The 26,149-nt window shown below is 69.8% G+C and carries 22 protein-coding genes; 14 read left to right on the forward strand and 8 right to left on the reverse strand.

The window, feature by feature from the left end; translation table 11 throughout:
• Positions 1 to 33 precede the first annotated feature (33 nt).
• Complete coding sequence (locus OED01_RS03525; RefSeq protein WP_264157905.1) at positions 34 to 786, forward strand: sulfite exporter TauE/SafE family protein; 753 nt, start codon at positions 34 to 36, stop codon at positions 784 to 786.
• A gap of 49 nt (positions 787 to 835) precedes the next feature.
• Here the strand turns inward: OED01_RS03525 and OED01_RS03530 are convergent, their stop codons facing one another.
• Complete coding sequence (locus OED01_RS03530; RefSeq protein ID WP_264157010.1) at positions 836 to 4,627, reverse strand: NPCBM/NEW2 domain-containing protein; 3,792 nt, start codon at positions 4,625 to 4,627, stop codon at positions 836 to 838.
• Between the two features lie 237 nt (positions 4,628 to 4,864).
• Between OED01_RS03530 and OED01_RS03535 the strand changes: the two genes are divergently transcribed.
• The 9 genes from OED01_RS03535 (at position 4,865) to OED01_RS03575 (ending at position 12,789) form a co-directional block, all read left to right on the forward strand.
• The gene (locus tag OED01_RS03535) at positions 4,865 to 5,230 is read left to right on the forward strand and encodes a hypothetical protein (RefSeq protein WP_264157011.1); all 366 of its coding nucleotides are present in this window, start codon (positions 4,865 to 4,867) and stop codon (positions 5,228 to 5,230) included.
• Entirely contained in the window at positions 5,223 to 6,794 is a 1,572-nt protein-coding gene (locus OED01_RS03540; RefSeq protein WP_264157012.1) for a sensor histidine kinase, read from the forward strand. The genes OED01_RS03535 and OED01_RS03540 overlap by 8 nt, the downstream gene beginning before the upstream one ends.
• A gap of 1 nt (position 6,795) precedes the next feature.
• Complete coding sequence (locus OED01_RS03545) at positions 6,796 to 7,455, forward strand: response regulator transcription factor (protein WP_264157013.1); 660 nt, start codon at positions 6,796 to 6,798, stop codon at positions 7,453 to 7,455.
• Complete coding sequence (locus tag OED01_RS03550) at positions 7,452 to 9,008, forward strand: SLC13 family permease (protein ID WP_264157014.1); 1,557 nt, start codon at positions 7,452 to 7,454, stop codon at positions 9,006 to 9,008. Before OED01_RS03545 ends, OED01_RS03550 begins: the two co-directional genes overlap by 4 nt.
• Positions 9,009 to 9,105: 97 nt before the next feature.
• Positions 9,106 to 10,308 carry a glycerate kinase family protein gene (locus OED01_RS03555; protein ID WP_264157015.1) on the forward strand — a complete coding sequence of 401 codons (1,203 nt, stop codon included), beginning with the start codon at positions 9,106 to 9,108 and terminating at the stop codon, positions 10,306 to 10,308.
• 58 nt (positions 10,309 to 10,366) lie between these two features.
• Positions 10,367 to 10,813 carry a MaoC family dehydratase N-terminal domain-containing protein gene (locus OED01_RS03560; protein ID WP_264157016.1) on the forward strand — a complete coding sequence of 149 codons (447 nt, stop codon included), beginning with the start codon at positions 10,367 to 10,369 and terminating at the stop codon, positions 10,811 to 10,813.
• Positions 10,810 to 11,211: a MaoC/PaaZ C-terminal domain-containing protein gene (locus OED01_RS03565; RefSeq protein ID WP_264157017.1), complete on the forward strand. Its 402-nt coding sequence runs from the start codon at positions 10,810 to 10,812 to the stop codon at positions 11,209 to 11,211. The genes OED01_RS03560 and OED01_RS03565 overlap by 4 nt, the downstream gene beginning before the upstream one ends.
• Positions 11,211 to 12,347: a UDP-N-acetylmuramate dehydrogenase gene (locus OED01_RS03570; RefSeq protein WP_264157018.1), complete on the forward strand. Its 1,137-nt coding sequence runs from the start codon at positions 11,211 to 11,213 to the stop codon at positions 12,345 to 12,347. Before OED01_RS03565 ends, OED01_RS03570 begins: the two co-directional genes overlap by 1 nt.
• A gap of 46 nt (positions 12,348 to 12,393) precedes the next feature.
• The gene (locus OED01_RS03575) at positions 12,394 to 12,789 is read left to right on the forward strand and encodes a VOC family protein (protein ID WP_264157019.1); all 396 of its coding nucleotides are present in this window, start codon (positions 12,394 to 12,396) and stop codon (positions 12,787 to 12,789) included.
• A gap of 122 nt (positions 12,790 to 12,911) precedes the next feature.
• Here the strand turns inward: OED01_RS03575 and OED01_RS03580 are convergent, their stop codons facing one another.
• The 3 genes from OED01_RS03580 to pdxR are packed head-to-tail and all read right to left on the reverse strand — an operon-like array spanning position 12,912 to position 16,057.
• Positions 12,912 to 14,114, reverse strand: a complete 1,203-nt coding sequence (locus OED01_RS03580) for a pyridoxal phosphate-dependent aminotransferase (protein WP_264157020.1) — start codon at positions 14,112 to 14,114, stop codon at positions 12,912 to 12,914.
• Positions 14,115 to 14,151: 37 nt separating this feature from the next.
• Entirely contained in the window at positions 14,152 to 14,586 is a 435-nt protein-coding gene (locus tag OED01_RS03585) for a hypothetical protein (protein ID WP_264157021.1), read from the reverse strand.
• 31 nt (positions 14,587 to 14,617) lie between these two features.
• Positions 14,618 to 16,057: a MocR-like pyridoxine biosynthesis transcription factor PdxR gene (pdxR, locus tag OED01_RS03590; RefSeq protein WP_264157022.1), complete on the reverse strand. Its 1,440-nt coding sequence runs from the start codon at positions 16,055 to 16,057 to the stop codon at positions 14,618 to 14,620.
• A 68-nt stretch (positions 16,058 to 16,125) separates the two neighbouring features.
• Here pdxR and OED01_RS03595 point away from each other — a divergent pair, with 68 nt between their 5' ends.
• Positions 16,126 to 17,124 carry an aldo/keto reductase gene (locus tag OED01_RS03595; RefSeq protein ID WP_264157023.1) on the forward strand — a complete coding sequence of 333 codons (999 nt, stop codon included), beginning with the start codon at positions 16,126 to 16,128 and terminating at the stop codon, positions 17,122 to 17,124.
• Positions 17,125 to 17,130: 6 nt separating this feature from the next.
• Here the strand turns inward: OED01_RS03595 and OED01_RS03600 are convergent, their stop codons facing one another.
• The 3 genes from OED01_RS03600 to aceA all read right to left on the reverse strand — a co-directional run bounded on the left by OED01_RS03600 (position 17,131) and on the right by aceA (position 20,738).
• Positions 17,131 to 17,532 carry a hypothetical protein gene (locus OED01_RS03600; protein WP_264157024.1) on the reverse strand — a complete coding sequence of 134 codons (402 nt, stop codon included), beginning with the start codon at positions 17,530 to 17,532 and terminating at the stop codon, positions 17,131 to 17,133.
• Between the two features lie 123 nt (positions 17,533 to 17,655).
• The gene (gene aceB / locus OED01_RS03605) at positions 17,656 to 19,305 is read right to left on the reverse strand and encodes a malate synthase A (RefSeq protein WP_264157025.1); all 1,650 of its coding nucleotides are present in this window, start codon (positions 19,303 to 19,305) and stop codon (positions 17,656 to 17,658) included.
• Positions 19,306 to 19,430: 125 nt separating this feature from the next.
• Positions 19,431 to 20,738: an isocitrate lyase gene (gene aceA, locus OED01_RS03610; protein WP_264157026.1), complete on the reverse strand. Its 1,308-nt coding sequence runs from the start codon at positions 20,736 to 20,738 to the stop codon at positions 19,431 to 19,433.
• A 121-nt stretch (positions 20,739 to 20,859) separates the two neighbouring features.
• On the opposite strand from aceA, the gene OED01_RS03615 reads away from it, so the two are divergent.
• Together OED01_RS03615 and OED01_RS03620 are read left to right on the forward strand one after the other, a co-directional pair.
• Entirely contained in the window at positions 20,860 to 22,311 is a 1,452-nt protein-coding gene (locus OED01_RS03615) for a helix-turn-helix transcriptional regulator (RefSeq protein WP_264157027.1), read from the forward strand.
• A gap of 35 nt (positions 22,312 to 22,346) precedes the next feature.
• On the forward strand, positions 22,347 to 23,165 hold the full coding sequence (locus OED01_RS03620) for a hypothetical protein (RefSeq protein ID WP_264157028.1): 819 nt from the start codon (positions 22,347 to 22,349) through the stop codon (positions 23,163 to 23,165).
• A gap of 9 nt (positions 23,166 to 23,174) precedes the next feature.
• Here the strand turns inward: OED01_RS03620 and OED01_RS03625 are convergent, their stop codons facing one another.
• Positions 23,175 to 24,656 carry a PucR family transcriptional regulator gene (locus OED01_RS03625; RefSeq protein ID WP_318841129.1) on the reverse strand — a complete coding sequence of 494 codons (1,482 nt, stop codon included), beginning with the start codon at positions 24,654 to 24,656 and terminating at the stop codon, positions 23,175 to 23,177.
• Positions 24,657 to 24,748: 92 nt separating this feature from the next.
• On the opposite strand from OED01_RS03625, the gene gabT reads away from it, so the two are divergent.
• The gene (gabT, locus tag OED01_RS03630) at positions 24,749 to 26,110 is read left to right on the forward strand and encodes a 4-aminobutyrate--2-oxoglutarate transaminase (protein ID WP_264157029.1); all 1,362 of its coding nucleotides are present in this window, start codon (positions 24,749 to 24,751) and stop codon (positions 26,108 to 26,110) included.
• Positions 26,111 to 26,149 lie beyond the last annotated feature (39 nt).

A 26,149-nucleotide genomic window follows, 5' to 3' on the forward strand; every position in this document is an offset into this window, starting at 1 on the left:
GACGCCCGGATCCGACGCGAGCCCAGGGCATACATGTCCTTCATCGTCATCGGTCTGCTGGCGGGGCTCCTCTCGGGTCTGTTCGGCGTCGGCGGGGGAACCGTCATCGTGCCGCTGCTGGTCCTGCTGCTCCGATTCGATCAGCGACTGGCGGCCGGCACGTCGCTCGCCGCGATCGTCCCCACGGCCGCCGTCGGAGTGATCTCGTACGCGGTGCACGGCTCGGTGGCCTGGATCCCCGCGATCATCCTGGCCGCCGGAGCGGTCGTCGGCGCGCAGATCGGAACCCGCCTGCTGCAGCGCATCTCGCAGACCGCTCTGCGGTGGGGCTTCGTCGCCTTCCTGGTCGTCGTCATCATCAGCCTGTTCGTCGTGATCCCGTCTCGGGACGCCGCCTTCGAGCTGTCCTGGATATCAGGCATCGCGCTCGTGCTGGTCGGTGTGGGCACCGGCATCCTGTCCGGACTGATCGGTGTCGGCGGAGGCGTCGTCGTGGTTCCGGTGCTGATGCTGGCGTTCGGCACGAGCGACCTCGTGGCCAAGGGGACCTCGCTGCTCATGATGATCCCGACCGCGATCTCCGGCACGGTCGGCAATCTCCGGCACCGCAACGTCGACCTCACGGCGGCCATCACGATCGGCGTCGCGGCCTGTACGACCACGGCTCTCGGCGCGTGGCTGGCGACGCTGATGGATCCGCTCGCCGGCAACATCCTCTTCGCGGTGTATCTCGTCGTGATCGCCGTGCAGATGTCGCTCAAGGCGATCCGCGGCCGCAGGCGCTGACCGCAGAAGAGGCCGGCCCGGGTGGGCCGACCTCTTGTGCTGATTCGCGCTACTCGCAGTGGAAGGCGGCTTCGCCCCACACGCCGTGCGCGCCGTTGATGCTGCCCGGCGCCTCGACCACCAGGTCGACGTACTGCACACCGGCCAGATCCACGTTCACCTTCTCGGGAGCGAAGCCCGGAGTGAACGTGCGCGACTGGTACAGGTTCACGTCATCCCCGTCGACCTTGAAGATCACGTTCCCGGCGAAGCCGGCCTCCAGACCCACCTCGGCGGTGAAGGAGCTGCACGCGCCACCGAGGTAATACGTGATCTTCGACTGAGCATGCACGCCGAGTCCGGTCTCGTAGCGGGGCTGGGTGCCGGTCGCCGGATCGGTGTAGTTGATCGCGAGCGGTGCATCGGGCGACGTCGCCTCATCCTTGTTCGCGACGTTCTTGCCGATGACGCCCCATCCGTTCGTCGCACTCAGCCACGGCAGCTCGGCTGCCCCGATGGTTCCGGACGGTGCGGGCGGCAAGGGCTGGTCGACGACCTTCCAGTCGAAGATCTTGACGCGGCTCTCGGTCGGCAGGACGACGTAGGCGAGCTCCTTGGCCGGATTCAGTCGGATCAGGTTCGAGTACACCTGGTAGGGCGATGTCGTGTACTCGTACACGTCGGGGTTGGACGCGCTGTTGCGCCCGAGCGATCGGATCGCCAGAGTGGCACCGCCCAGACCGGATGCCTGCGGCAGCCAGTTCGGGAAGAAGACGCCCTGCGTCGAAACGGTGCCATCCGTGTAGTGCAGCTCGAACTTCGGGGTCACACCACCTCCGGATGCGGCTGACGCGAGCACCGCCAGATGGGTGCCGGTGCCCCGCAGCGCGATCGTCTGCCCGGCCGGTGCGACGGAATCCGCTGCGCCTGCCGGGGCGGGCCAGGTGTACGAGATCGCTGCATCACCGTCACCGACCGCCACCGTCGTCCCCGGTGAGACCCCGGCGCGAGCCAGCGCTTCGGCCGAGAACGTCGCGCCGCCCCCGTCGAAGTCGCCGGCCTTCGCCGCGTCGATCGACGTGACGGCATCCGCGTTGTACGCACCGGCCAGAGAGCCGTAGGCGACGTACAGCTGGTTGGCTCCGGACGCCGTGCTCTTCGCCTTCTGCGAGGAGTACGAAGCCTCGATCGACACGGTCTGCAGGCCTCCGGCGGTGCCCTCGGGAACCTCGAACACGAAGCTCGCCGTCGCCGAACCGCCTGCCTCGACGAGCGGGACCCGGTCGCCGGTCGACGACAGGAGCTTCCAACCCTCCGGAGCGGTCGGGACGAGGACGACGTCCTCCTTCTTCTTCGTCCCGGTGTTGCGGAAGGTCGCCGTGACCGTGGTCGTGTCGCCCTGGAAGATCCGCTCCTCCACTTCGACCGATACCTCCGCCGCCGACGCATCGGCGTCACGCCCGCCCACGGCGCTGGTCGCGGTGAGCTCCACCTGCGTGGTCGATGCGGACTTCACGGGCGCCAGCTTGACGGTGATCACACCGCCGGCATCGGCGCCGTCGAAGAACCAGCCGGATTCGAGCCCGGCGAGTGCGTCGAGCGAGGATGCCTCGGTCAGACGCTTGCCGTCCACCACGACGTTCTTCGGGGCGGAACCGGTGTGCGCCTCGATCACGTAGGGACGCGCGTCGGCCTTGCCTTCGTAGGAGCCCTCCCGCTGTCCGATGGTCACCGTCACGGAGCCCTTCTTGCCCGCTGAGGGCGCCTGGACGGAGAAGGTCTGGGTGCTCGAGTCGCCGGCGGCATGCGCTCGCGTGGTCTTGTCGTCCTCGTACAGGGTGAACGTGCTGTCGCCCTGCGGGTACACGGAGAGGGTGATCGGTGCATCCTCCGCAGTCACGGCCGAATTGCGAGCGACGATGCCCTGCGGCACCACGGCGCCGGCGCGGACGAAGACGGGCAGCCTGTCGAGCGGGGCGGCATGGCCGTTGACGACCTGACCGCCCTCGTAGAGCCGGCCGGTCCAGTAGTCGACCCATTGAGTGCCCGCGGGCAGATAGATCCCGTTGCGCACCGTCGTCTGCGTGAACACCGGTGCGACGAGGTAGTCGTCACCGAGCATGAACTCATTGTTCGCCTCGACGCTGTAGGACCCGGCGTCCTGCGGGTAGTTCAGTGCGAGCGAGCGCATCATCGGCATGCCGGTGCTGTGCGACTGCTGCGCGAGCGTGTAGATGTACGGCAGGAGCTGCTGGCGCAGCTGCAGGTACGAACGATTGATCGCCGTGGCCTCCTCGCCGTACAGCCACGGCCGCTTGTCGACCGGGGCCCAACCGCTCATGGAGTACAGGGCCGGGGCGAAAGCCTTCCACTGCAGGTCGCGCACGTAGCTCTCCGCGGAGCCCCCGAAGATGCCGTCGACGTCTCCGGTCGTGAAGGCCAGGCCCGAGTTGCCGGCGCCGGTGAGCGCCGAGATCTGCCACCGGACTGCGTCCAGACTCCCGGTGTGGTCGCCGGTCCACTGCATGCCGCACCGCTGCGACCCCGCCCAGCCCTCCACCATGAGAGACGTGCCGCGGGCATCCGAGTGGTCCTCGATCCCCTGGTGGGCGGCTTCGCAGCCGGTCAGCGCGAGACGGTAGCCCTCGCCGACCCAGGCCACATCGAGCTTGCGCAGGCGGATGCCGGCCTCACCCACCTCGTACTCCTGCTCCGTCAGCGAGCGCTGGGTCCACAGTCCCGTCTTCAGCCCGGTCTCCGCTTCGATGGCGGCGACGGTCTCCGGGAGCTCCTGGTACTCGCAGCCGTAGCCGTCGTTGACCAGCATCCATCCGGCGGGCATGTCGTTCTCGACGAAACCCTTCGCCACATCGAGGGACTGCGGGGTGGTCAGCTTCGACGGCGTGCGGGCGCCCTGATAGGTGGGATTGGACCGGTTGTAGCAGTCGGCATCGCCGTATTCCAGGGCGTAGATCGGAGGCAGCAGGGGGCGACCGGTCAGCTGCGTGTACGACTCGAGCGCCTGCCCGTAGTCCCCGACGAAGTAGTACGCGTCGAAACGGCGCTCCTGGTGAGTGGTGGTGCCGTTCTTGAAGTCATAAGTGCCGGGGGCGAAGGTGTTGCGCAGGACCCCGTAGCCCTGCGACGTCATGTAGTACGGCACCGCATTCGGGTTGCCGCCGTCGTCCCAGTCGTAGCTGGACGCGATGTTGATGACCGATCCGGTGTGGATGCTGCGGCCGTTCTGCATGCCGCCGCCGAGGAACTGCTCGCCGTCCTGGGCCGAGAGGTGCTGGGTCGCCGTCGTCGCGCCGAAGGAGATCGGGGCGGATTCGGCGAACAGCACGGTGCCGTCCGCACGCGCGGCGGCGATCGTCGACGTCGCGCGGTCGATCGTCACCACCGCCGACTTCGATGCGATCCGGATGCTGTCGCCCTCCGTCACCGTGACCGCTGCCCCGCCGAACGAGTCGGTGCCGACGACGATGTTCGCGCTGCGGGCCGGGTCGTTCTGCGAGGTGTTCGCCGGGTCCGTGAAGTCGCCCGATGGGTCGGCTTCGATGCGGAAAGTCCCGTCTTCCAGGAAAGTGACCCGAAGCGAGCCGTGCTCGGCGCTGAGCGTCACGGCGGATCCCTTCTGGCTCACGCCGGTGATCGCGCCGAGGGGGGTGCCGTTCGCATCGACTCCGACCTGGGCGGACACGGGTTTCGGGACGATCGGGGTCGGGGCGGAAGCCGCAGCGGCCGCAGGTGCAGCGGCCACGGCCGGAACGGCGGTGAAGCCGATTCCCGTGGCTGCCAGGACCGCTGCGAGGCCGACAGCGGTCACTCGCCGTCGCGTGCGTGCAGAGTTCAACTTCATCGTCATCCTCATCATCTGTGATTGATTTTGCAGATATCGCGCAACAACCGATCACATCGCATCACAAAACAATGGTGCTCGTCAAGACCTCGGTACTATTGCGACGTACCGGACACAGGCGCGATCCGCGGCCGCAGGCGCTCAGAGCACCGGTCGGGGGAGCGGCGGATGCCGAAAGTGAAGAAACGCTTATCCGCACCTCATATCCGCCTCACGAACGGCCGACACCATGGGGTCATGACCTTCTCACGACGCATCCTCATCCCCGGCCTCCTGATCTCTCTGCCCATCGTGTTCGCTGCGGGGAGCGTCGCTTTGGCGCAGGCACCAGGCGCCCCGCAACTGCCACAGGAGTCGGTCGTCGTCGACTTCGCCACGCCCACGCCGACGCCGGCGCCCGCCACTCCGGTTCCGCCGGTCGCACCGCCCGCCGAGGGCGATGACGATGCCGACGACATCGGCGATGACGGAGCGGGAGACGACGGCGGGGGTTCCGGCCAGAGCGTCCAGGACGATGACGGCGACGACGGCACAGGTGACGATGACGGAGACGACGGCGACAACGACGGCGACGATGACGGAGACGACGCAGGCGATGACTGACGCGACCACCGACGCGACGACGGCGCCCATCCCCGTCGTCGCGACGCCATCCCCGCGGCCGGAGGCCCGGAGCGAGACGCCGGCGGAGCCACCGCCCGCTCCTCGGAAGCGGATCCGCGCCCTGCCGGCGCGCTGGCGCATCACGGCCTGGATCATCGCGAGCACGGTCGTCACCCTGCTCGCGGTGGGACTCATCGGTCGAAGCATCTTTCTCGCCGACATCGCGCAGTCCGCCAATGCGGACGTCGAACAGGAGGCGCTCGAGTTCCATCGGTTCCTGGATCAGTCGGCGAGCGACTTCACGTCCGCCGACGCGCTGCTGGCCGACTACCTCGGCCGCCAGTCCGTGCACGCGGGCGAGGTCATCGTCGGTGCCGTCGACGGCGCCCCCGTGGCGCTGGCCAACGGCCTCGTCGAGGGCGAGACGACCATGGGGTTCGCGGGCGGCGAGGCACTCGCGGCCCGGCTCCTCAGCAGCACGGCGAAATCCGGAACCGTGTCCTCCTCAGAGGCTGGCCCCCTGCGGTGGGGACGCGTGGACTTCACCGCGGGCGACACCGAGGGGTCGCTGCTGGTGATGCAGTTCACCGAAGCGCAGAGCGCCGCAGTGGACCAGTCCGTCATCACGATCGCCTGGGTGGCGTTCGCCGGGCTGCTGCTCAGCTCCGGCGTCGCCTGGCTCGTCGCCGGTCAGATCCTCGCTCCGGTCAGGGAAGTGCACCGCGTGGCACGCGAGATCAGCGAGCACGATCTCACGGCGCGCGTGCCGGTGGAGGGCAACGACGACATCGCCGCTGTCGCGACCACGTTCAACCAGATGCTCGACCGACTGGAAGGCGTCTACGCCACGCAGCAGCGCTTCGTCGACGATGCAGGGCACGAACTGCGCACTCCGATCACGATCGTCCGCGGCCACCTCGAGCTGCTCAGTGACGACCCCGTCGAGCGCCGCGAGACGCTGCGCCTGGTCAGCGGCGAACTGGACCGGATGAGTCGCATCGTCACCGATCTGCTGGTGCTCGCCCGTGCGGAGCAGCCGGACTTCGTCCGCGTGGCAGGGTGCGACATCGCGTCGCTCACCCTCGACATCGAGGCGAAGGCGCAGGCGCTGGGCGACAGGCGCTGGCAGCTGATGGAGGTCGCCGAGGGGCAGGCGCGCCTGGATCCGCAGCGCATCACGCAGGCCGTGCTGCAGCTGGCCGCCAACGCCGTGCAGATCACCGAGCCGGGGGACCGCATCCGCATCGGCTCCCGTTTCCAGGGCTCAGGTCCGGACCGGATGCTGCGGCTGTGGGTGCAGGACGAGGGCCCGGGAGTCGCCCCGGCCGATGCGGAGCGCATCTTCGAACGCTTCGTGCGCGGCACCACCGCGGACGGAACCGCGGCCAGACGCGGCTCCGGACTCGGACTCGCCATCGTCCGTGCGATCACCGACGCGCACGGCGGCTCGGCGTGGGTCGACAGCACGCTGGGCGAAGGGGCCACGTTCGGTCTCGACATCCCCGCCCCGAACAGCGCCGACCCCATCATCCCGCTCGACAGCACTCTCGCGAAGGAGGCGTGACATGCGCCACATCCTCATCGTCGAAGACGACCCCCACATCACCTCCTTCGTCCGCCGGGGTCTGCGCGCCGCCGGCTACGAGACATCAGAGGCGACCGACGGAGAGAGCGCGCTCATCCTCGCCCGCACCCGGCAGTTCGACCTGATGCTGCTCGACATCGGGTTGCAGGGGATCGACGGGTTCACGGTCCTCTCGCATCTGCGCGGCGAAGGCATCTCCGCGCCGGTCATCATCCTCACCGCACGCGACTCCGTGATCGACACCGTCCGGGGGCTCGAGAGCGGCGCGAACGACTATGTGACCAAGCCGTTCCAGTTCGCCGAGCTCCTGGCCAGGGTGAAGCTGCGCATCGGCGACGGCGAGCAGCGGGTCGCCGGCGCCGTCCTCTCGCACGGCGACGTCACCGCGGACATCCGCACGCGCCGGGTGACGGTGGGCGACGAATCCGCCGACCTCACCGCCCGGGAGTTCTCGCTGCTCGAGGTGTTCCTCCAGCATCCTGGACAGGTCCTCACGCGGGACCAGCTGATCGGACAGGTCTGGGGGATGGACTTCGATCCGGCCTCCAACGTGGTCGACGTGTACGTGCGGGCCCTCCGTGGCAAGATCGGCGCCGAGCATATCGAGACCGTCCGCGGCGCGGGATACCGGTTCCAATGAACACCGCACCCGTGCGCGTCACCTACTCCACGCGTCCCCCGGAGCGGTTCGGTCCGCCGCCGCCCCAGGCCGGACCGATGCGTCCCCCGCGTGCGCCGCGCGATCGAGTCCGCCTGCGGAGCCTGATCGGACTCGGAGCCGTCGCGGCCGTCGTCGTCGCGCTCGTCCTCGCCGCCGTCATGGCACCGGCGGGTTCAGGCGCACCCACGCTGCCGATCGCCGCCACGATCTCGGTCTTCCTCCTCGCCGTGTGGGCCTGGATCTGCACGTCGTTGGACGACACGCTCGTGGCCTTCCTCGCGGCCGTCCTGCTCATCGCGATCGGCGTTCTGCCCGCCGAGGACTTCTTCGCCTCCCTGGGAGACGAGACGATCTGGCTGCTGCTGTGCGCGTTCATCATCGCCGCCGGAGTCAGCTCGTCCGGGCTCGCACTGCGGGGCACGGCCCACCTCCTGCGTCGGGCTCGTACGCCGCGTGCCCTGTTCCACCTCACGACCTTCGCTCTGACGATCACGACCTTCGCCGTCCCGGCGACCTCCGGCCGCGCAGCGCTGGCGCTGCCCGTGTTCGCGGCGCTCGCCGCGACCCTGGCCGACAGGCCGATGCTCGTCAGGGCGCTCTCGCTGCTCTTCCCCACGGTGATCCTGCTGTCGGCGGTCGGATCGCTCCTCGGCGCTGGCGCACATGTGATCACGTCGCAGCTGCTGGAGTCCGTCGTCGGTCAGGGCTTCGGGTTCCTCGACTGGCTGTGGTTCGGTCTGCCGCTCGCGATCGTGTCCTCCCACCTCGCGTGCGAGATCGTGCTGCTGCGGTTCACGACGGCCGCGGAGCGCAGCCGCGGCATCCCGAACGTCATGACGGACCTCGTCCGCTCCGCTCCCACCCCGATCGACGGCCCGCTCACCGCGATCGAACGCCGTGCCGGCCTGCTGCTCGTCGGCGTCGTCGCCCTGTGGTGCACCGAGGGGGCGCACCACATCTCGCCCGCACTCGTCGCCCTGTTCGGGGCGATCGTCGTCGTGTCGCCGAGGATCGGCTGCATCACGCTGCCCGCCGCGGTGAAGAAGGTGCCGTGGGCGCTGCTGCTGTTCCTCGCCGCCACGCTCTCGCTCGCTTCAGCCCTGACCACGACCGGCGCCGCCGACTGGCTCGGTACCTGGGCCCTGGGCCCGATGGCGACTCTCGGTTCGTCGGCAGGGGTCGTGTTCGCACTCGCCGTGATCGCAGTGTCGCTCGGTGCGCACCTGATGATCCCCTCGCGCTCGGCGCGATCCGCCGCGATCATCCCGATCGTCATCTCCCTCGCACCGGGGCTCGGCGTCGACCCGGCCGCCGCGGCCTTCGCCTCGACGGCGGCCGCGGGCTTCTGCCACACGCTGCCGAGCTCGGCGAAGCCGGTCGCGATGTTCGCGGACCCCGAACTCGCCCCCGGCGGATTCCACCCGCGCGACCTCCGCTCCCTCTCGGCGGTCCTCGCACCGGCGATGCTCCTCCTGATCGTCTGCTTCTCGTTCTGGATCTGGCCGGCGATGGGGATGCCGCTGCTGCGCTGAGCACCGCGGACCGCCGCATCCCACCCGCTCGTACCTCCGACCACCCCACTGACGTTCGTCGTACCCGTAATCGGGTCATGACACTGAAGGAGAACCCATGTCCATCCACATCCCGCAGCGCGTCCTCGTCGCCCCCAGCGGATTCAAGGAGAGCCTCGATGCCGAGGCGGTCGCGCGAGCCATCGCATCCGGCGTGCGCCGGGTCATCCCCGGCGTCCAGGTCGACGAGTTCCCGATCCCCGACGGCGGAGAGGGCACCGCCGCAGCGCTGGCCGCCGCGACCGGCGGTGAGCTCGTCCCGGTCCGCGTCGTCGGGCCGGTCGGCGATGCCGTCGATGCGCACTACGCTCGCCTCGGCGGGGCAGCACGCGGCACCGCCGTGGTCGAGATGGCGACGGCGGCCGGACTCCGGCTGGTCCCGCGTGACCGTCGTGACCCAGGCGCGACGACCACCTTCGGTGTGGGGCAGCTGATCGCGGCCGCCCTCGACGGCGGAGCCGAGCGGATCATCGTCGGCTGCGGCGACTCCGGCACCAGCGATGGCGGAGCCGGAGCCCTCGACGCACTGGGCGTCCGCATCCTCGATGGGGACGGCCGGCCGCTGCCGCGCGGCGGGCGGCAGCTGGTCGACGCGGTCGCGCTGGATCTCAGCGGCCTGCACCCGCGCGCCGCGGAGGTCGAGATCGTCCTGGCCTGCAACATCCACAACGTCCTGTGCGGACCTCGAGGTGTGGCACGCGTGTTCGGGCCGCAGAAGGGCGCCTCGCCCGCCGACGTGGAGCAGCTGTCGGTGGCGCTGGATGTCTGGGCGGGCATCCTCGAACGCTTCGGTCCGCACGGGGCGACGATGGATGTCCGCACGGGACCGGGCACCGGTGCCTCCGGCGGTCTGGGCGCCGGGCTGGGGGCCGTGCTCGGCGCGCGCCTGGCGCCGCGCTTCGAAGTGCTCCTGGACGGCGACCTGCTGCCGCGGAATCTGGATGACCTGCTCGCGACGGCCGATCTCGTCATCACGGCAGAGGGCGCCATCGACTTCCAGACGCCGCGCGGCAAGGTGCCGGCCGAGGTCGCGATGCGTGCCCGCATCGCGGGCGTGCCCGTCCTCGGGATCGCAGGGTCGCTCGGCGAAGGCGCTCCGGCCGTGCACGACATCGGCATCAGCGCGATCGCCTCGATCCTCACCGTGCCGATGCCGCTCGAGCAGGCCGTGCAGCAGGGCGAAGCGCTGCTGCGGGATGCCGCCGAGCGCAGCATGCGCCTGGTGATGCTCGGGTCGGCCCTGGCCGCCCGGGCCGCCTGAGCGGCTTTCCCCGGCCGGTGACAGGGAGCCGGTCGGGGGCGGCCGGTAGGATCGAGGAGTGCCAGTCAACACCGAACTTGTCGGCCGGGAGTTCCCGCCGACGGCCCCGTACCTCGTCGGTCGCGAGAAGGTGCGCGAGTTCGCCCGCGCCGTCTTCGCCGACGCTCCGCTGCACACCGACGTGGACGCCGCCCGCGCGCTCGGCTACGCCGACGTCGTCGCCCCACCCACGTTCGCGATGGTCATCCAGGACCAGACGCTGCAGCAGCTGCTCGGCGAGCCGGAGTCCGGCATCGAGCTGTCGCGCACGATCCACGCCGAGCAGCGCTTCGCGTATTCGCGGCCGATCGTCGCGGGTGACGAGCTGAGCGGACGCCTGAAGGTCACCGGCATCCGAACGGTCGGGGGCAACGCCATGATCACGAGCGAGGCCGAGATCACGGATGCCGACGGCGTGCACGTCGTGACGGCGACCAGCGTGCTGCTGGTCGGAGCGGGGGAATGATGTCGTTCACTGTCGGAGATGTCATCGCCGAGCGCGACATCCACCTCACGCGCGAGTCACTGGTCCGCTACGCGGGTGCATCCGGCGATTTCAACCCGATCCACTACCGCGACGACGTCGCCGAGTCCGTCGGGCTCCCCGGCGTCCTCGCGCACGGGATGCTGACGATGGGCATCGCCTCCTCGGTCGTGGTCTCGGCACTCGGCTCGTCTGCCGCGATCACCGAGTACGGTGTGCGGTTCACCAAGCCCGTCGTGGTCGACCCCGTCGACGGTGCCGACGTGCACGTCCTCGCCACGGTCGGCGCGGTCGACGAATCCAGCGCTCGCATCGACCTCAAGGTGACCTTCGGCGACACCACGGTCCTCGGCAAGGCGCAGCTGCGCATCGCGATCTGATGCGCGAGGTCTCACCGATCGCGCTCTCCGAGCTCACGACGCTGCGGACCGGCGCGGCTCCGGAACGGATGCTGGAGGCCCGAACCACCGCCGAGCTCGTCGACGCACTGCGGGACACCTGGTCGCGCGGCGACGAGTGGTTCGTGCTCGGCGGCGGTTCCAACCTGTTCGTCGGGGACGAGCCGTTCGAGGGCACCGTGATCCGCGTGCTGACGACCGGTGTCGAGCGGCTCGAGTCCCCGCATCCCGGCCGCGCCCGCGTGCGCGTCCAGGCCGGACACGACTGGGATGCGCTGGTCGCCTACACGGTCGAGAACGGTCTCGCCGGTATCGAGGCGATGAGCGGCATCCCCGGAACCGTCGGCGCCGCGCCGGTGCAGAACGTCGGAGCCTACGGCCAGGAGATCCAGGAGACGCTCGTCGAGGTCGAGTGGATCGACGAGGCGACCGGTGAGGTGACGGTGGCGCAGGCATCCGAACTCGGTCTGGGCTTCCGGACCTCGGTGCTCAAGCACCACCACGGGGGAGTGCCGCTGCGTCGTGCGGTCATCCTGTCGGTCACGCTGGATCTCGCAGACGTGGGGGATGCCGGACGCATCGTCCGCGGCGAGCAGCTGCGCCGCGCACTCGCGCTGCAGGGCGAAGAGCCCGTGCCGCTCGGCTGGGTGCGCGAGCGGATCCTGGCGACGCGTGCCGCGAAGGGGATGCTGCTGAATCCGGAGGATCCGGACACGGCCAGTGCCGGATCGTTCTTCCAGAACGCGATCGTGCCCGAATCCGTCGCTCGGGCGCTCCCGCCGGAATGCCCGCGGTGGCCGGTCGCTCCGGATCTGGATGCCGTGACCGTCATCCCGCTCGGCGCCTACGACGGGACGGTTCCTCCGATCGCGTCGACGCCGAGCGAGGTCAAGGTGTCCGCGGCGTGGCTCATCGAGCACGCCGGGATCTCCAAGGGATTCCGGCTGCCGCGGTCGCGGGCAGGCGTGTCCACGAAGCACGCGCTGGCGCTCACCAACCGCGGCGGAGCGACCGCCGGAGAGATCGCCGAACTGGCTCGGTACATCTCCAGCCGAGTGCACGCGGAGTTCGGTCTGCTCCTGCAGCCGGAGCCGGTGCTCGTCGGCGTCGACCTCTGAGCCGGAGGCGTCGCGGCGAGGCCGCCACGGGCGTAGGCTCGCGTGCATGCCCGGACTCGTGCCGTACCTGTTCTTCCCCGGAAACGCCGCCGAAGCGCTGACGTTCTACCGGGGTGTGTTCGGCGGTGAGCTGTCGTTGTTCACGTACGCCCAGTTCAGCCGCGTCGACGGTCCGGACGATGCGATCGCGCACGGCGAGCTGACCGGCCCCGTCGAGCTGCGCGCGGCGGATGCCGGACCGGACGAGGATGCCGTCCACATCGTCGGGGCGAGCTTCTCGCTCCTCGGTGCCGCGGAACCGGGCACCCTCACGCGCTGGTTCGACGCGCTCGCCGATGGCGGCAGGATCGCCGATCCGCTGCAGAAGCGTCCGTGGGGCGACTGCGACGGCCAGGTCGTGGATCGCTACGGCATCCGCTGGCTGATCGGGTTCGAGGACTGACAGCCGCAGCCGGCCCGGCCCCCGGCCACGTCGAGACCCCGTCGTAACTGCGAGACCCCGTCGTATTCGCGCGAATACGACGGGGTCTCGACGTCACCGAGAGGTCTCGGTGCGGGAGTGGGTCAGGAGGCGAACAGGCGCTGCAGCCGCTGGACGCCCTCGAGCAACTGGTCGTCGCCGAGCGCGTACGACAGACGCAGGTAGCCGGACGGCCCGAACGCCTCACCCGGAACCACGGCGACCTCGGCCTGCTCGAGGATGAGGTCGGCGAGCTCGAGCGTGGTCGTCGGGGTGACTCCACCCCACGTGCGGTTCAGCAGCCCCTGCACGTCGGGGTAGACGTAGAACGCGCCCAGCGGGTTCGGCACCTTGACACCGTCGATCTTCGACAGCTCGGCGACGATGAGCCGACGGCGACGGTCGAACGCCTCACGGAACTGCTCGGCCTCGGTCTGCGGCCCGTTCAGCGCCGCGATCGCGGCCTTCTGCGCCACATTGTTCACGTTGCTCGAGAGGTGGGACTGCAGGTTGCCGGCGACCTTGATCGCATCGGCGGGGCCGACCATCCAGCCGACGCGCCAACCGGTCATGGCGTAGGTCTTGGCGACTCCGTTCACGAGGATCGTCTGGTTCGCGGCCTCCGGAACGGCCTCGACGATCGAGATCGCCTTCGTGCCCTCGTACGTGAGGTTCTGGTAGATCTCGTCGGAGATGATCCAGATGCCGTGCTCGACGGCCCATTCGCCGATCGCGGCGGTCTCCTCAGGCGTGTACACCGAGCCGGTCGGGTTGGACGGCGAGACGAACACGAGCACGGTCGTGCGTTCGGTGCGAGCGGCCTCGAGCTGCTCCACGGTGACCTTGTAGTCCTGATCGGACCCGGCGAACACCTCCACCGGGACGCCGTCGGCGAGACGGATCGCCTCGGGGTAGGTCGTCCAGTACGGTGCGGGCAGCAGCACCTCGTCGCCCGGATTCACGACGGCCTGGAAGGCCTGGTACACCGACTGCTTTCCGCCGTTGGTGACGATGACCTGAGAGGGAGAGACCGCAAGGCCGGAGTCGCGCAGCGTCTTCGCGGCGACGGCCTCGCGAAGCGCCGGCAGGCCGGGCGCGGGGGTGTAGCGATAGCTCGCAGGATCGGCGAGCGCCTCCGCCGCGGCATCCACGATGAACTGCGGCGTCGCGAAGTCCGGCTCACCGGCGGCGTACGAGATGATCGGCTTGCCTTCGGCCTTCAGAGCCTTGGCCTTGGCGTCCACCTTGAGGGTCGCGGACTCGGCGATGGCGGACAGCTTGCGGGATACAGGAGCGCGTTCGGTCACGCTCTGAATGCTACTCGGGCGGGGGATTCCGTGCGCGTCAGTCGCTGCAGCACTCGGCGGTGCCGCACGAATCGGCGTAGCGGCGACGCGGCGCCGTCGGATCCGTCATGTCGACGAGCGAGGAGGCATCCGGGTGCGTCGGCTCGTCGCCGGCGGAGTTCCAGAGCGTGAAGTGCCACATCACGCGCACGTCGTCGGCAAACAGCCGTTCCGGTCCTGACAGGACGAGTACACGATCTCGCGCGCGGTCCGCACGGAAGGGGGTGACGATCCGCTCGCGCAGGCGGGACGCGTCGACGTCGTCGGTGTCCAGTCGCTCGACGGCTTCGCCCCGCGATTCGAGCGCGAACGCGAGGGCGTCGGCGGCGCGCCGGGAACGGTCGTGCGCGGCACCGGCGACGGCCAGAAGACGCGGTCCCTTCGCGTTGTGCTGCAGGAACTCGAGCGCGACGCCCTCCCACGTGTCCCTCATGCCTTCAGGGTACGCCGATGCGCGCCGCGGCTCACGCCGCCGCGGCAGCGCGCAGCACACCGGCCAGGAGCGCGGCGGCCTCGTCGACCAGCGCGTCGTCGAGGTCGCCATAACCCAGTACGAGGGCCTCGGGCCTCGGTCGCTCGAGCACATACCGACGCAGCGGAACCAGGGCGAGCGAATGCGCGGATGCCCGGCCTGTGACGTCCGCGGCATCCATCCCGGGCGGCAGGGACAGGACGAGATGCATGCCGGCAGCGATCCCGGTGACCTCGAGGCCGCCGAGGGTGCGGCGCAGGTCCTCCAGCTCCCGGTCGAGCGCGTCGAGGAGTCGACCCCGTCGATGTCGGAACCGCATACGGGAGCGGCGCAGGTGCCGCTCCAGGTCGCCGTGGGTGACGAAGTGCGCGAGCGCCGCCTGATCGATGAGCGACGGGATGCCCGTGGCCGTCGTCAGTTCGAAACCCGGTGGCAGCACCATCCAACCGAGCCCGATGCCGGGGGCGACGGACTTCGACAGCGAACCGATCAGGACGACACGATCCGGGGCGAGGCGCTGAAGCGCGGCGACGGGGCGGCGGTCGTAGCGGAACTCGGCGTCGTAGTCGTCCTCGATGAGGACGGCATCAGCACAACGCGCCCAGGACACGATCTGCTCGCGTCGCTGCGGAGACAGAGCAGCGCCGAGCGGGAACTGGTGGGCCGGCGTCAGCAGGGCTGCACGTGCTCCCGTCGCGCTCGCCGCCGCTTCGAGCGCCGTGGCGTCGATGCCGTCCGCGTCGACCGGCACACTGACGACCGTCAGCCCGCTCTCCTCCGCGACGTCGCGCAGTCGCGGCCAACTGGGGTCCTCGACGAGCAGATGACGATGCCCGCGGCGGTGCAGCTCGCGCGCCAGCTGTCGCATGCCGTCCGTGGCCCCGTGCGTGATCACGACGTCGCCCGCGCTCGCGGCCACCCGCCGCGAGCGCGCGAGATAGGTGACGAGCGTCTCCCGCGCGGCGTCGTGACCGCGACCGTGGTCCGCGGCGAAGGCCTGGTCGGGAAGCTCGGTCAGTGCGGCCCGCAGCGCCGCAGCCCACCGGGCGCGGGGGATGCCGCGAAGATCGGGCAGTCCCGGCCGCAGATCGAAACGCGGTGGCGTGGTCACGGCCGGCGTCGACCGCGGGCCACGGCCCGGGGTATGTGTCGGCGCCGTGACGGCGACGGTCGTCGCGGATCCGGTCCTCGCGTCGAGAACGCCCTCGGCGACCAACTGGCCGTAGACCTCGGTGACGACCCACCGCGAGACGCCGAGCGTCTCCGCGAGCGCGCGACTCGGCGGCAGTGCGGACCCGAGCGGCAACGTCCCGTCGTCGATCGCCCGCCGCAGCGCCGTCTCCAGCCGGTCCCGCAAGGTCGCGCGCGGGCCGGGAACGGCGGCGAGTTCGAGCAGCGTCTCCCACGCGAGTATTGGTCTGGTGTTCTGCATCGTGATTGGAGTGTACAACCGGACCGGATGATCCCTAGCGTGAAGTCACGCACACGAAAGGACCACCGATGCAGTACCGCACCCTCTCCGATGGAACCACCTCCTTCGAGGTCTCCACCCTGTGCCTCGGCGCGATGAACTTCGGCACGCGCACCGATCCGGCCACGTCGCGCGCGATCCTCGACCGCTTCGTCGAGGCCGGCGGCACGTTCATCGACACCGCGAACAACTACAGCGTCTGGTCCGGGGGCACCGGTCGCGACAGCGAGGATCTCCTCGGCGCGTGGCTGCGCGAACGGCGGGGCCGCGACTCCGTCCGCATCGCGACGAAGGTCGGAGCCGCACAGAAGGACCAGATGAAGCCGCTGTCGACCACGCCGCCGACGAACTACGAGGGGCTGTCCGCGGAGGTCATCCGCCGACAGGCTCCGGAGAGCGCCCGGCACCTCGGCGTCTCGCACATCGACGTCCTGTACGGACACGTCGACGACCGCGACGTCGACATCGCCGAGACGGTCGGCGCGTTCGGCGCGTTGCAGCAGGAGGGTCTGATCGGCATCTCCGGCATCTCGAACGTCGCCACGTGGCGCGTCGTCGAGGCGAGAGAGGAGGCGCGTCGTCAAGGAATCGCGCCGTACGGCGCGGTCCAGCAGCAGCACAGCTACCTGCAGCCGGCACCGCGATTCGGACGCAACAACTTCGTCACCCCTGGTCTGCTCGACTACGCGGCCTCGACGGGGACGCCCGAGCGGCCGCTGCTCGCCGTCACGGTGTATTCGCCGTTGCATCAGGGCGCGATCGCCCGCACGGACAAGCCGTTGTGGGGCGGTGTGGACCACCCCACGAGTCACGCCCGTCGAGCGCTGCTGCACGAAGTCGCCGCCGACATCGGGGCGACGGCGAACCAGGTCGCACTCGCCTGGCTGCTGGGAGGGGACGTCCCGGTGATCCCGGTGATCGGGGCGTCGAGCGTCGCTCAGCTGGATGAGGCGCTGGGGGCGGCGGATCTCGTACTCGACCCCGAGATCCGCGCACGATTGGATGCCGAGCCCGGTGAAGCGCGATGACCGCACTCATACGGGGGTCGAGGTCAGAACGCCGACGAGGAAGAACACCGCGGACATCAGCATGAGCGCCTGCGGGTACAGGAAGCACGCGGCACAGAGACAGGCCGCGACGATTCCGAACGTCAGGGGCGCGGTGCGCACGGACGCGCCGGCGGCGTCGCGCTTCGGCATCCGGATGAGCAGGGCCAGCGCCGCGATGGGCAGCAGGGGCAGGGAGGCGAGCGAGTCGATGAGCGCGGCCTCCGCCGGGGAGAGCCCCAACGTGCCCATGCTGAGGAAGATGGCCGGCTGCGCGATGAACATCGCGAGGATGCCGAGCGACATCACGATCGTCGCGATGCTGAGGACGAGGGAGGCGATCCGACGGCCGTGGATCGCCTCCTTGTAGGTGCTGGCGATGCTGGACATGGTGGGGAGCGTACGCCGATGCGGCCGGGGCGCGGGGGGACTTTCCACAGGTGGGGTTGCGAGCGGGCGCACTGCGGGGCCCTTTCCGACTCCGAGTCGCAAAGGGCCCCGCGAATCCCGTGGTCAGTCGGTCTCGACGAGGTACCTGCTGTACGCGCCGAGCGTCAGGAATGCGGGGAATTCCGTGCCGAGTGCGACCTCGCGGAACACGTCGGCCGCGTCGGCGAAGCGGTCGCCGTCGCGGCGGTCGGTCTCGGCCAGCACCTCGGAGATGATCGTCTCGACGTACTCCACCGTGATGGGCGTTCCGTCCTCCGTGGCGCGGTCCTGGTGGATCCACTGCCACACCTGCGAACGGGAGATCTCGGCCGTCGCGGCATCCTCCATCAGGTTGTCGATCGCGACGGCGCCGAGCCCGCGCAACCACGCCTCGATGTAGCGGATCGCCACGGAGACGTTGTCGTGCACCCCCTGCGCGGTGATCGGTCGCCCGATGTGCAGGTCGAGCAGATCCTCCGGCCGCACGTGGACGTCCGGACGCTGCCGGTCGACCTGGTTCGGGCGGGCGCCGAGCACGGCGTCGAACTCGGCCTGCGCCGTCGGGATCAGGTCCGGGTGCGCCACCCAGGTCCCGTCGAATCCGTCGCCGGCCTCGCGCCGCTTGTCGGCGGACACCTTCTCGATCGCCCGCGCGGTGACCTCGGGGTCGCGGCGGTTGGGAATGAACGCGCTCATGCCGCCGATCGCGAAGGCGCCGCGCTTGTGGCATGTCTGCACGAGCAGATCGGTGTACGCCCGCATGAACGGCACGGTCATGGTGACCTCGCTGCGGTCGGGGAGGACGAACCGGGCCCCGCGCCCGCGGTAGTTCTTGATGATCGAGAAGATGTAGTCCCAGCGCCCGGCGTTGAGGCCTGCGCAGTGGTCGCGCAGCTCGAACAGGATCTCGTCCATCTCGAATGCCGCCGGCAGCGTCTCGATCAGCACCGTGGCCCTGATCGTGCCGTGCGCGAGTCCCGCGTACTCCTCGCTGAAGGTGAAGATGTCGTCCCAGAGCTTCGCCTCCTCGCTGGATTCCAGCTTGGCGATGTAGAAGTACGGCCCGCGCCCCGCATCGATCAGCGCCTGCGCGTTGTGCAGGAAGTAGAGGCCGAAATCGACCAGCGAGCCGGATGCCGCCATCGAGCGACCCGAGCGGTCGATGAACGTCAGATGCTTCTCGGTGAGGTGCCAGCCCCGCGGACGCATGACGATCGTCGGCGTGTGCTCAGCGGTGACGCGGTACTCCTTGCCCTCCGGGCTCGTGTACGAGAGTTCGCCGCGGATCGCGTCGCGCAGCGACAACTGCCCGCCGATGACGTTCGCCCAGGTGGGGCTCGTGGCGTCCTCCTGGTCGGCGAGCCAGACCCGCGCGCCGGAGTTGAGAGCGTTGATCGTCATCTTCGGATCGGTCGGACCCGTGATCTCGACCCGGCGGTCCTCGAGCCCCGGTCCGGCACCGGCGACCTGCCACTCGGCATCCTCCCGGATGTGGGCGGTGTCGTCGCGGAACCGAGGGTCGTGGCCGTTGCCGATCTCGAAGCGGCGCCGCATCCGATCGGCGAGCCGGTCGTGACGGCGGTGGGCGAAGCGGTGGTGCAGCTCGGTGAGGAAAGCTGTGGCATCCGGCGTGAGGATCTCGTCGTAACGGTCGCGCATCGGGCCCGTGATCTGGATCGCCGGCCCCAGCAGGGTCTCGGTCGGTGCGGTCGGGGGAGCAGTGGGAATGGTCATGATCTGTGTCCTTTTCGTCGTCGAGCCGGGTGGCGTGTCCGGGTTGGTGCGGGTTCATGCGGTTGAGACCCGCATCAACCCGGACATCGGGTGCGCTGAGGTGGTGGACCCCGTCCGCCCCGGGGTCAGTGGAACTGCGCCGTCTCGGTGGAGCCGGCGAGGGCGAGCGTCGCGCTGTCGGGGTTGAGCGCGGTCGAGATGACGTCGAAGTACCCGGTGCCGGCCTCGCGCTGGTGCCTGGTGGCGGTGTATCCGGATGTCTCGGCGGCGAACTCGGCCTCCTGCAGGTCGACGTACGCGCTCATGGCGCGCTCGGCGTAGCCGCGGGCGAGGTCGAACATCGAGTGGTTCAATGCGTGGAAGCCGGCCAGGGTGATGAACTGGAACCGGTAGCCCAGCTCGGCCAGCTCCTGCTGGAACGTCGCGATCTCGGCATCCGAGAGGTGACGGCGCCAGTTGAAGCTGGGGGAGCAGTTGTACGCGAGCAGCTTGCCGGGGAACTTCGCGTGGACGGCGGAGGCGAACTCGCGGGCGAGGGCGATGTCCGGCTCACCGGTCTCGACCCACAGGAGATCGGCGTACGGCGCGAACGCGAGTCCGCGGCTGATGACCGATTCGATGCCAGGGCGGATCCGGTAGAACCCCTCGGAGGTGCGCTCGCCGGTGGTGAACCGCTGGTCGCGCTCGTCGACGTCGCTGGTGAGCAGGTCGGCGGCGAGGGCATCCGTGCGGGCGATGATGACGGTGGGGACCCCGGCGACGTCGGCCGCGAGGCGGGCGGCGTTCAGGGTCCGGATGTGCTGCTGCGTCGGCACCAGCACCTTTCCGCCGAGGTGCCCGCACTTCTTCTCGCTGGCCAGCTGGTCCTCCCAGTGGATGCCCGCGGCGCCGGACTGGATCAGCGACTGCGCCAGCTCGTACGCGTTCAGCGGTCCGCCGAAGCCGGCCTCGGCATCCGCGACGATCGGAGCGAGCCAGTCCTGCGTGATGTTCCCCTCGGCGTGCTCGAGCTGGTCCTGACGCAGCAGCGCGTTGTTGATGCGGCGGACGACGGAGGGCACCGAGTTCGCGGGGTACAGCGACTGGTCGGGGTACGTCTGCCCGGCGAGGTTGCCGTCGGCGGCGACCTGCCAGCCGGAGAGGTAGATCGCCTTGAGGCCGGCGCGCACCTGCTGCACGGCCTGCCCGCCGGTGTAGGCGCCGAGGGCCCGGACGTACTCCTCGGTGTGCAGGAGGTTCCAGAGGTTCTCTGCTCCGCGGTGGGCGAGTGTGGACTCCTCCCTGACCGAGCCGCGGATGCGGATGACGTCCTCGGCGCTGTACGTGCGTTCGATGCCGTCCCAGCGGGGATCGGTGTCCCAGATCTCCTGGAGCTCGGCCGCGGTCTGAACCTGGTCACCGGCTCGCAGTCCGGTCGGCGTGGTGTTCGTCATGTCTCTCTCCTCCGTTGGATCGGGTGGCTTGGCATCCACTCTGAGTGAAGATTCCGGATGCTGATGGCCGTTGCAGAGGAGAAATTCGTCCGTATTTCTGTTTTCGTGACAGAATCCCCGCATGACCCCGGCGCAGCTCGAAGAAGACACCGACGCCCTCACGATCGGACGACGCATCAGACAACTGCGCGGCTCCCGAGGGATGACCCTGGAAGCGCTCGCCGCAGCGGTCGACCGCGCGCCCAGCCAGCTGTCCATGATCGAGACCGGCAAACGCGAACCGAAGCTCACCCTGCTGCAGGCGATCGCCCGCGCGCTCGGCACGAGCATCGACGCGCTGCTCGAGGGCGAACCGCTGGATGAGCGCAGCGCCCTGGAGATCTCGCTGGAGCGCGCGATGAAGGGGCAGACCTTCCAGGCGCTCGGCATCGCGCCGTTCCGGATCGCGAAGAGCGTCCCCACGGATGCCCTGAAGGCGCTCCTCGCCCTGCACGGCGAGATCGACCGCTTGCGGGACGAGCGGGCGGCCACTCCTGAGGAGGCGCGGCGCGCCAACGTGGAGCTGCGCGACCTCATGCGCCGTCAGGACAACCACTTCGCCGATCTCGAGGCGAAGGCGGCCGAGATCCTGGCGGCCGTCGACCACCCCGGTGGCCCGCTCACACAGCGCACCGCGTCGGAGATCGCCGCGCATCTGGGGTTCACGCTGCACTACGCCTCCGATCTTCCCCAGACGACCCGCAGCGTCGCCGACCTCGCGCACGGCCGGCTGTATCTGTCCGCACAGGTCCAGGCCAAGGGAGACGCGCGCACCGCCGTGCTGCAGGCGCTGTCCAGCCGCATCCTCGGCCACGCCGAACCGCGCAGCTACGCCGAGTTCCTGCGGCAGCGCGTCGAGACCAACTACCTCACCGGGGCGCTGCTCATCCCGGAGGCGCACGTCGTGCCGGCCCTGCGCGAGGCCAAGTCCCGCAGGGAGATCTCCATCGAGGACCTGCGGGATGCCTACTCCGTGTCGTACGAGACGGCCGCCCACCGGTTCACGAACCTGGCCACCCGGCATCTCGACATCCCGGTGCACTTCCTCAAGGTGCACGAGTCGGGCACGATCACGAAGGCGTACGAGAACGACGACGTGAACTTCCCTACCGACCGCCTCGGGGCGATCGAGGGCCAGATGTGCTGCCGGCGGTGGACGAGCCGTGTCGTGTTCGACGAGGATGACCGGTTCAACCCGTACTACCAGTACACCGACACCGGAAACGGCACGTACTGGTGCACGGCGCGGGTGGAGGCCTCCAGTGAAGGACTGCACTCGGTCAGCGTCGGCGTGCGCTTCGACGACACGAAGTGTTTCGTCGGGCGGGACACTCCGCACCGCGGGGTCTCGAAGCACTCGGTCGAGGTGTGCTGCCGCCGGGCCCCGGCCGAACTCGAGCAGCGCTGGCGCGAACAGTCCTGGCCGAACGTCAAGACGCCGCGGACCCTGCTCGCGACACTGCCCACCGGGGCCTTCCCCGGCGTCGACACGACGGATGTGTACGAGTTCCTCGAGGCGCACGCCCCTCGGTAGCCTTACGGGTGATGACGCCCGAGCGAGGAGACACGATGTCGAAGGACGCCGAGACGCCGGATCCGCACGCGTTGCGGACCGAACTGCGTTCGCTCGTCAGCGGGGTGGACCTGATCGTCCTCGTCCTCGCGGTCGGCGTCGGCGTGTGCGGGGTGTTCACCACCTTCGCGGATGCCGCAGGCGACGGCTCCGGCGGCAACTTCGCCTTCATCGCCCCCGGCCTGTACTCCGGCTGGTGCATGCTCGAGATGGCGTGGAAGCGTGCGGCGTCGATCGGTCATGTCCTCCTGCGGCTGCTCACGGCCTGCTTCATCGCGCCGGCTTTCGTCGCCATCCCGATCGGCGTCGCGCAGGCGATCGCCGTGGCCTTCCCCGGCGTGCGACGGACGATCGAGGATGCCGCGGTGCAGAACGGCGGATTCCACTACTGGTGGAGCGAGGGCGTCGTCGCCCAGCTGTTCCTGGTGCCGCTCGCCGGCTACATGATCGGCATGTGCATCCCCCTGGGTGTCGTGCTGATCGTCGTGATGCCGGTGCTCTCGATCCGTGCGCCGCAGATCGCCGCATGGGGTTCTCACCTCGAACGCGTCGACGGGGGTGCGCGACGTTGGGCGACGGCCTTCGTCTTCGTCGGTCTCGGGGCGACGACGCTCGGCATCGGTCTGTGGCTGTTCGGCGACGGCGGGAGCATTCTGGAGTTCCCCGACGGAGTCGCCGACTCGCTGGAGGCGTTGTCGTACGGCGCGTTCTCGATGGAGGTCCTCTGGCCGCTCGGCGTGGTGCTCGTCGTCGCCGGTGTCCTCAGCATGATCTGCGGCTGCATACCGGTGATCGCCGCGCGCGCTCGCGCATAGCGCGAGCGCTCAGCGCGCGGTCTGCAGCGCCGCCCACAGCTCGGCCCGCGCCGGAAACGCCGACAGATCGGCGCCGAGCAGCGCTGAGGCCTGCGCGATGCGTGCGCGCAGCGTGTGCCGATGGATGCCGAGGGCCGCAGCCGCCTGCTCGAAGCGCGCGTCGTGCTCGAGCCAGACGCGCAGCGCCTCCTCCAGACCCTCGTGCGCACGCAGCGGCGCCAGCCGCGATTCGGCGACCAGGCGTGCCTCGTCCGTCGCGAAGGCCGACAGGATGCTCGACGCGACGGTGTCCGTGTAGCGGACGGCGCCGGAGCCACCGTGGCGCAGCGCGGCGGTCGCCTGTGCGTGCGCACGCGAGAACGCGGCGTAGGAATCCGGCTCGGAGACGCCCAGACGCATGCCGAACCGTTCGGAGACCTCGTCGAAGAGCCCGGCATCCGCAGCGGAGACGCACATCACGACGCCGTCCTCCGATGACGCGACGAACACGGCGGTGCCCGCGTCGGCGCGCTGCCGATCCCACCACTCCTCCAGCGCTTCGACCGGTGCATCCGGGTCCGCGACGGCGACGACCATCGGGGCCTGCGGCAGCGAGCCGAGCACGTGACGGGCCAGCGTCGGATCATCGAGCAGGAGCGACGCCAGCACCTGCGCCCGCAGCCGGCGACGACTGCGGGCGTACTGCTCGTTCTGCTCCAGGGCCAGGCCGGCCATCGCGATCACGGATGTCACGACCGCCCGGGCTTCGGCATCCAGGGCAGCCGTCGCGATGGCGATGACGCCGCGCAGGTGCCCGCTGCGTCCGAGCGTGAACAGCGTGTACGCCTCGGGACCCAGCGTCAGGGACTGTCCGGCCTGCCCGCCGCGCGCGATCAGGTCGGTCGCCCGATGCGCGAGCGCCGCGGCATCCTCCTCCGACAGTCGACCGGCCGGATGCTCGTGCACGAGCACCCCCGCGGCATCGAACATGCCCACCCAGCGCTCCAGGCGCCGCGCGAGCTCGGACAGCGTCGCGAACAGGCCGCGTGGACGCAGCGCCGCCACCGCGAGGGCTCGCTGCGTGTCCAGCGCCCAGGTCCGGCGGGCGTAGGCCTGCGCGGCGATCGCCTCCGAATGCGCGCGGGCCACTGCGATGAAGGGGGTGTCGTACGGCACCTCGAACAGCGGCATCCGCAGCTCGCGGCAAGCGATGATCAGCTCGTCCGGGATGCCGGAGCGATGCACCTCCGTGCCGAAGCCGAGCCCGACGACTCCGCGTTCGTGCAGGCGTCTGACGTACGCGCGGACGCCGCTGTCGTCGTCGAACTGTGCTCCGGTGGTCAACAGCGCCAGTTCGTCGGCGAGGAAGGGCGTCGGATCGACGAGGTCGGACGAGTGCACCCAGCGCAGCGGGAGGTCCAGGGCGTCCTGCGCCAGCATCCGCTCGTCGGAGACGAGTCGCAATCCGAGATCGTCGCGGCGCAGGAGCGCACGCAGCGTCGGTTGGTCCACACGCACTCCTCTGTACACGACGGCGAATATCTGAGACAGATTGTACAGAGCGGCGAGTGCGCGTGTCCGGCCGGCGAGCCTACGCTCGCGGCATGGCCCTTCTCGACACCGCAACCGATGCCCTTCCCCTCGGCGGCCCAGGACTCCCGCAGGAGCGACGTCTGGTCACCGAACTGCCCGGCCCCCGATCGGCCGAACTCCTGGCGCGCAAGGCGGAGGCCGTGCCGGCCGGAGTCGGTCACACCATCCCCGTCGCGGCGGTCGCGGCGGGCGGCGGCGTCGTCGTCGACGCCGACGGCAACTCCCTGATCGACCTCGGCAGCGGGATCGCCGTCACCACGGTGGGCAACGCGCACCCGAAGATCGCCGCGGCGGTCGCCGCACAGGCCGCGCAGTTCACCCACACCTGCTTCATGATCTCGCCGTACGAGTCGTACGTCGCCGTCGCCGAGGCCTTGAACCGGCTGACTCCCGGTTCCTTCGCCAAGAAGACCGCGCTGTTCAACTCGGGAGCCGAGGCCGTCGAGAACGCGATCAAGATCGCCCGCAAGCACACGGGGCGCCAGGCCGTCGTGGCCTTCGACCACGGGTACCACGGCCGCACCAACCTGACCATGGCACTGACCGCCAAGGCGATGCCGTACAAGAGCGGCTTCGGCCCATTCGCTCCTGAGGTGTACCGCGCCACCGCGTCGTATCCGTTCCGCGACGGACTCTCGGGCGCCGAGGCCGCGGCCCGCGCGATCACCCAGCTCGAGAAGCAGATCGGCGCCGACAACCTGGCCGCGGTCATCATCGAGCCGATCCAGGGCGAGGGCGGCTTCATCGTCCCCGCCGACGGGTTCCTCCCCGCGATCGTCGACTGGTGCCGGGCCAACGGCGTCGTCTTCATCGCTGACGAGGTGCAGACCGGGTTCGCCCGTACCGGTGCGATGTTCGCGAGCGAACTGTTCGGTATCGAGCCCGACCTGATCACGACGGCGAAGGGCATCGCCGGCGGGCTTCCGCTGGCGGCGGTCACCGGCCGGGCCGACATCATGGATGCCTCGCACTCCGGCGGCCTCGGCGGCACCTACGGCGGCAACCCGATCGCGTGCGCGGCGGCTCTCGCCGCGATCGACGTCTTCGAGAACGACGGTGTGATCGAGCGCGCCAGAGAGATCGGCGACATCCTGAAGGCGCGGCTCGCAGAGATCCAGCAGAGCGATGCCCGCATCGGAGACATCCGCGGCCACGGCGCGATGATCGCGGCCGAGTTCGTGGATCCCTCGACCAACGCGCCGGATGCCGCCCTCACCGCGGCCGTCGCGAAGGCGGCGATCGCGAAGGGCGTCATCGTCCTCACCTGCGGCACCTACGGCAACGTGATCCGCTTCCTCCCGCCGCTCGCGATCGGCGACGACCTGCTGAACGAGGGCCTCGACATCATCGCCGAGGCGCTCGCGGCGGCCTAGAACGTCCGGTCGCGGCTCGGATCGGGGGATTTCGAGCTG

Source organism: Microbacterium sp. M28 (assembly GCF_025836995.1).
Taxonomy (GTDB): Bacteria; Actinomycetota; Actinomycetes; order Actinomycetales; family Microbacteriaceae; genus Microbacterium.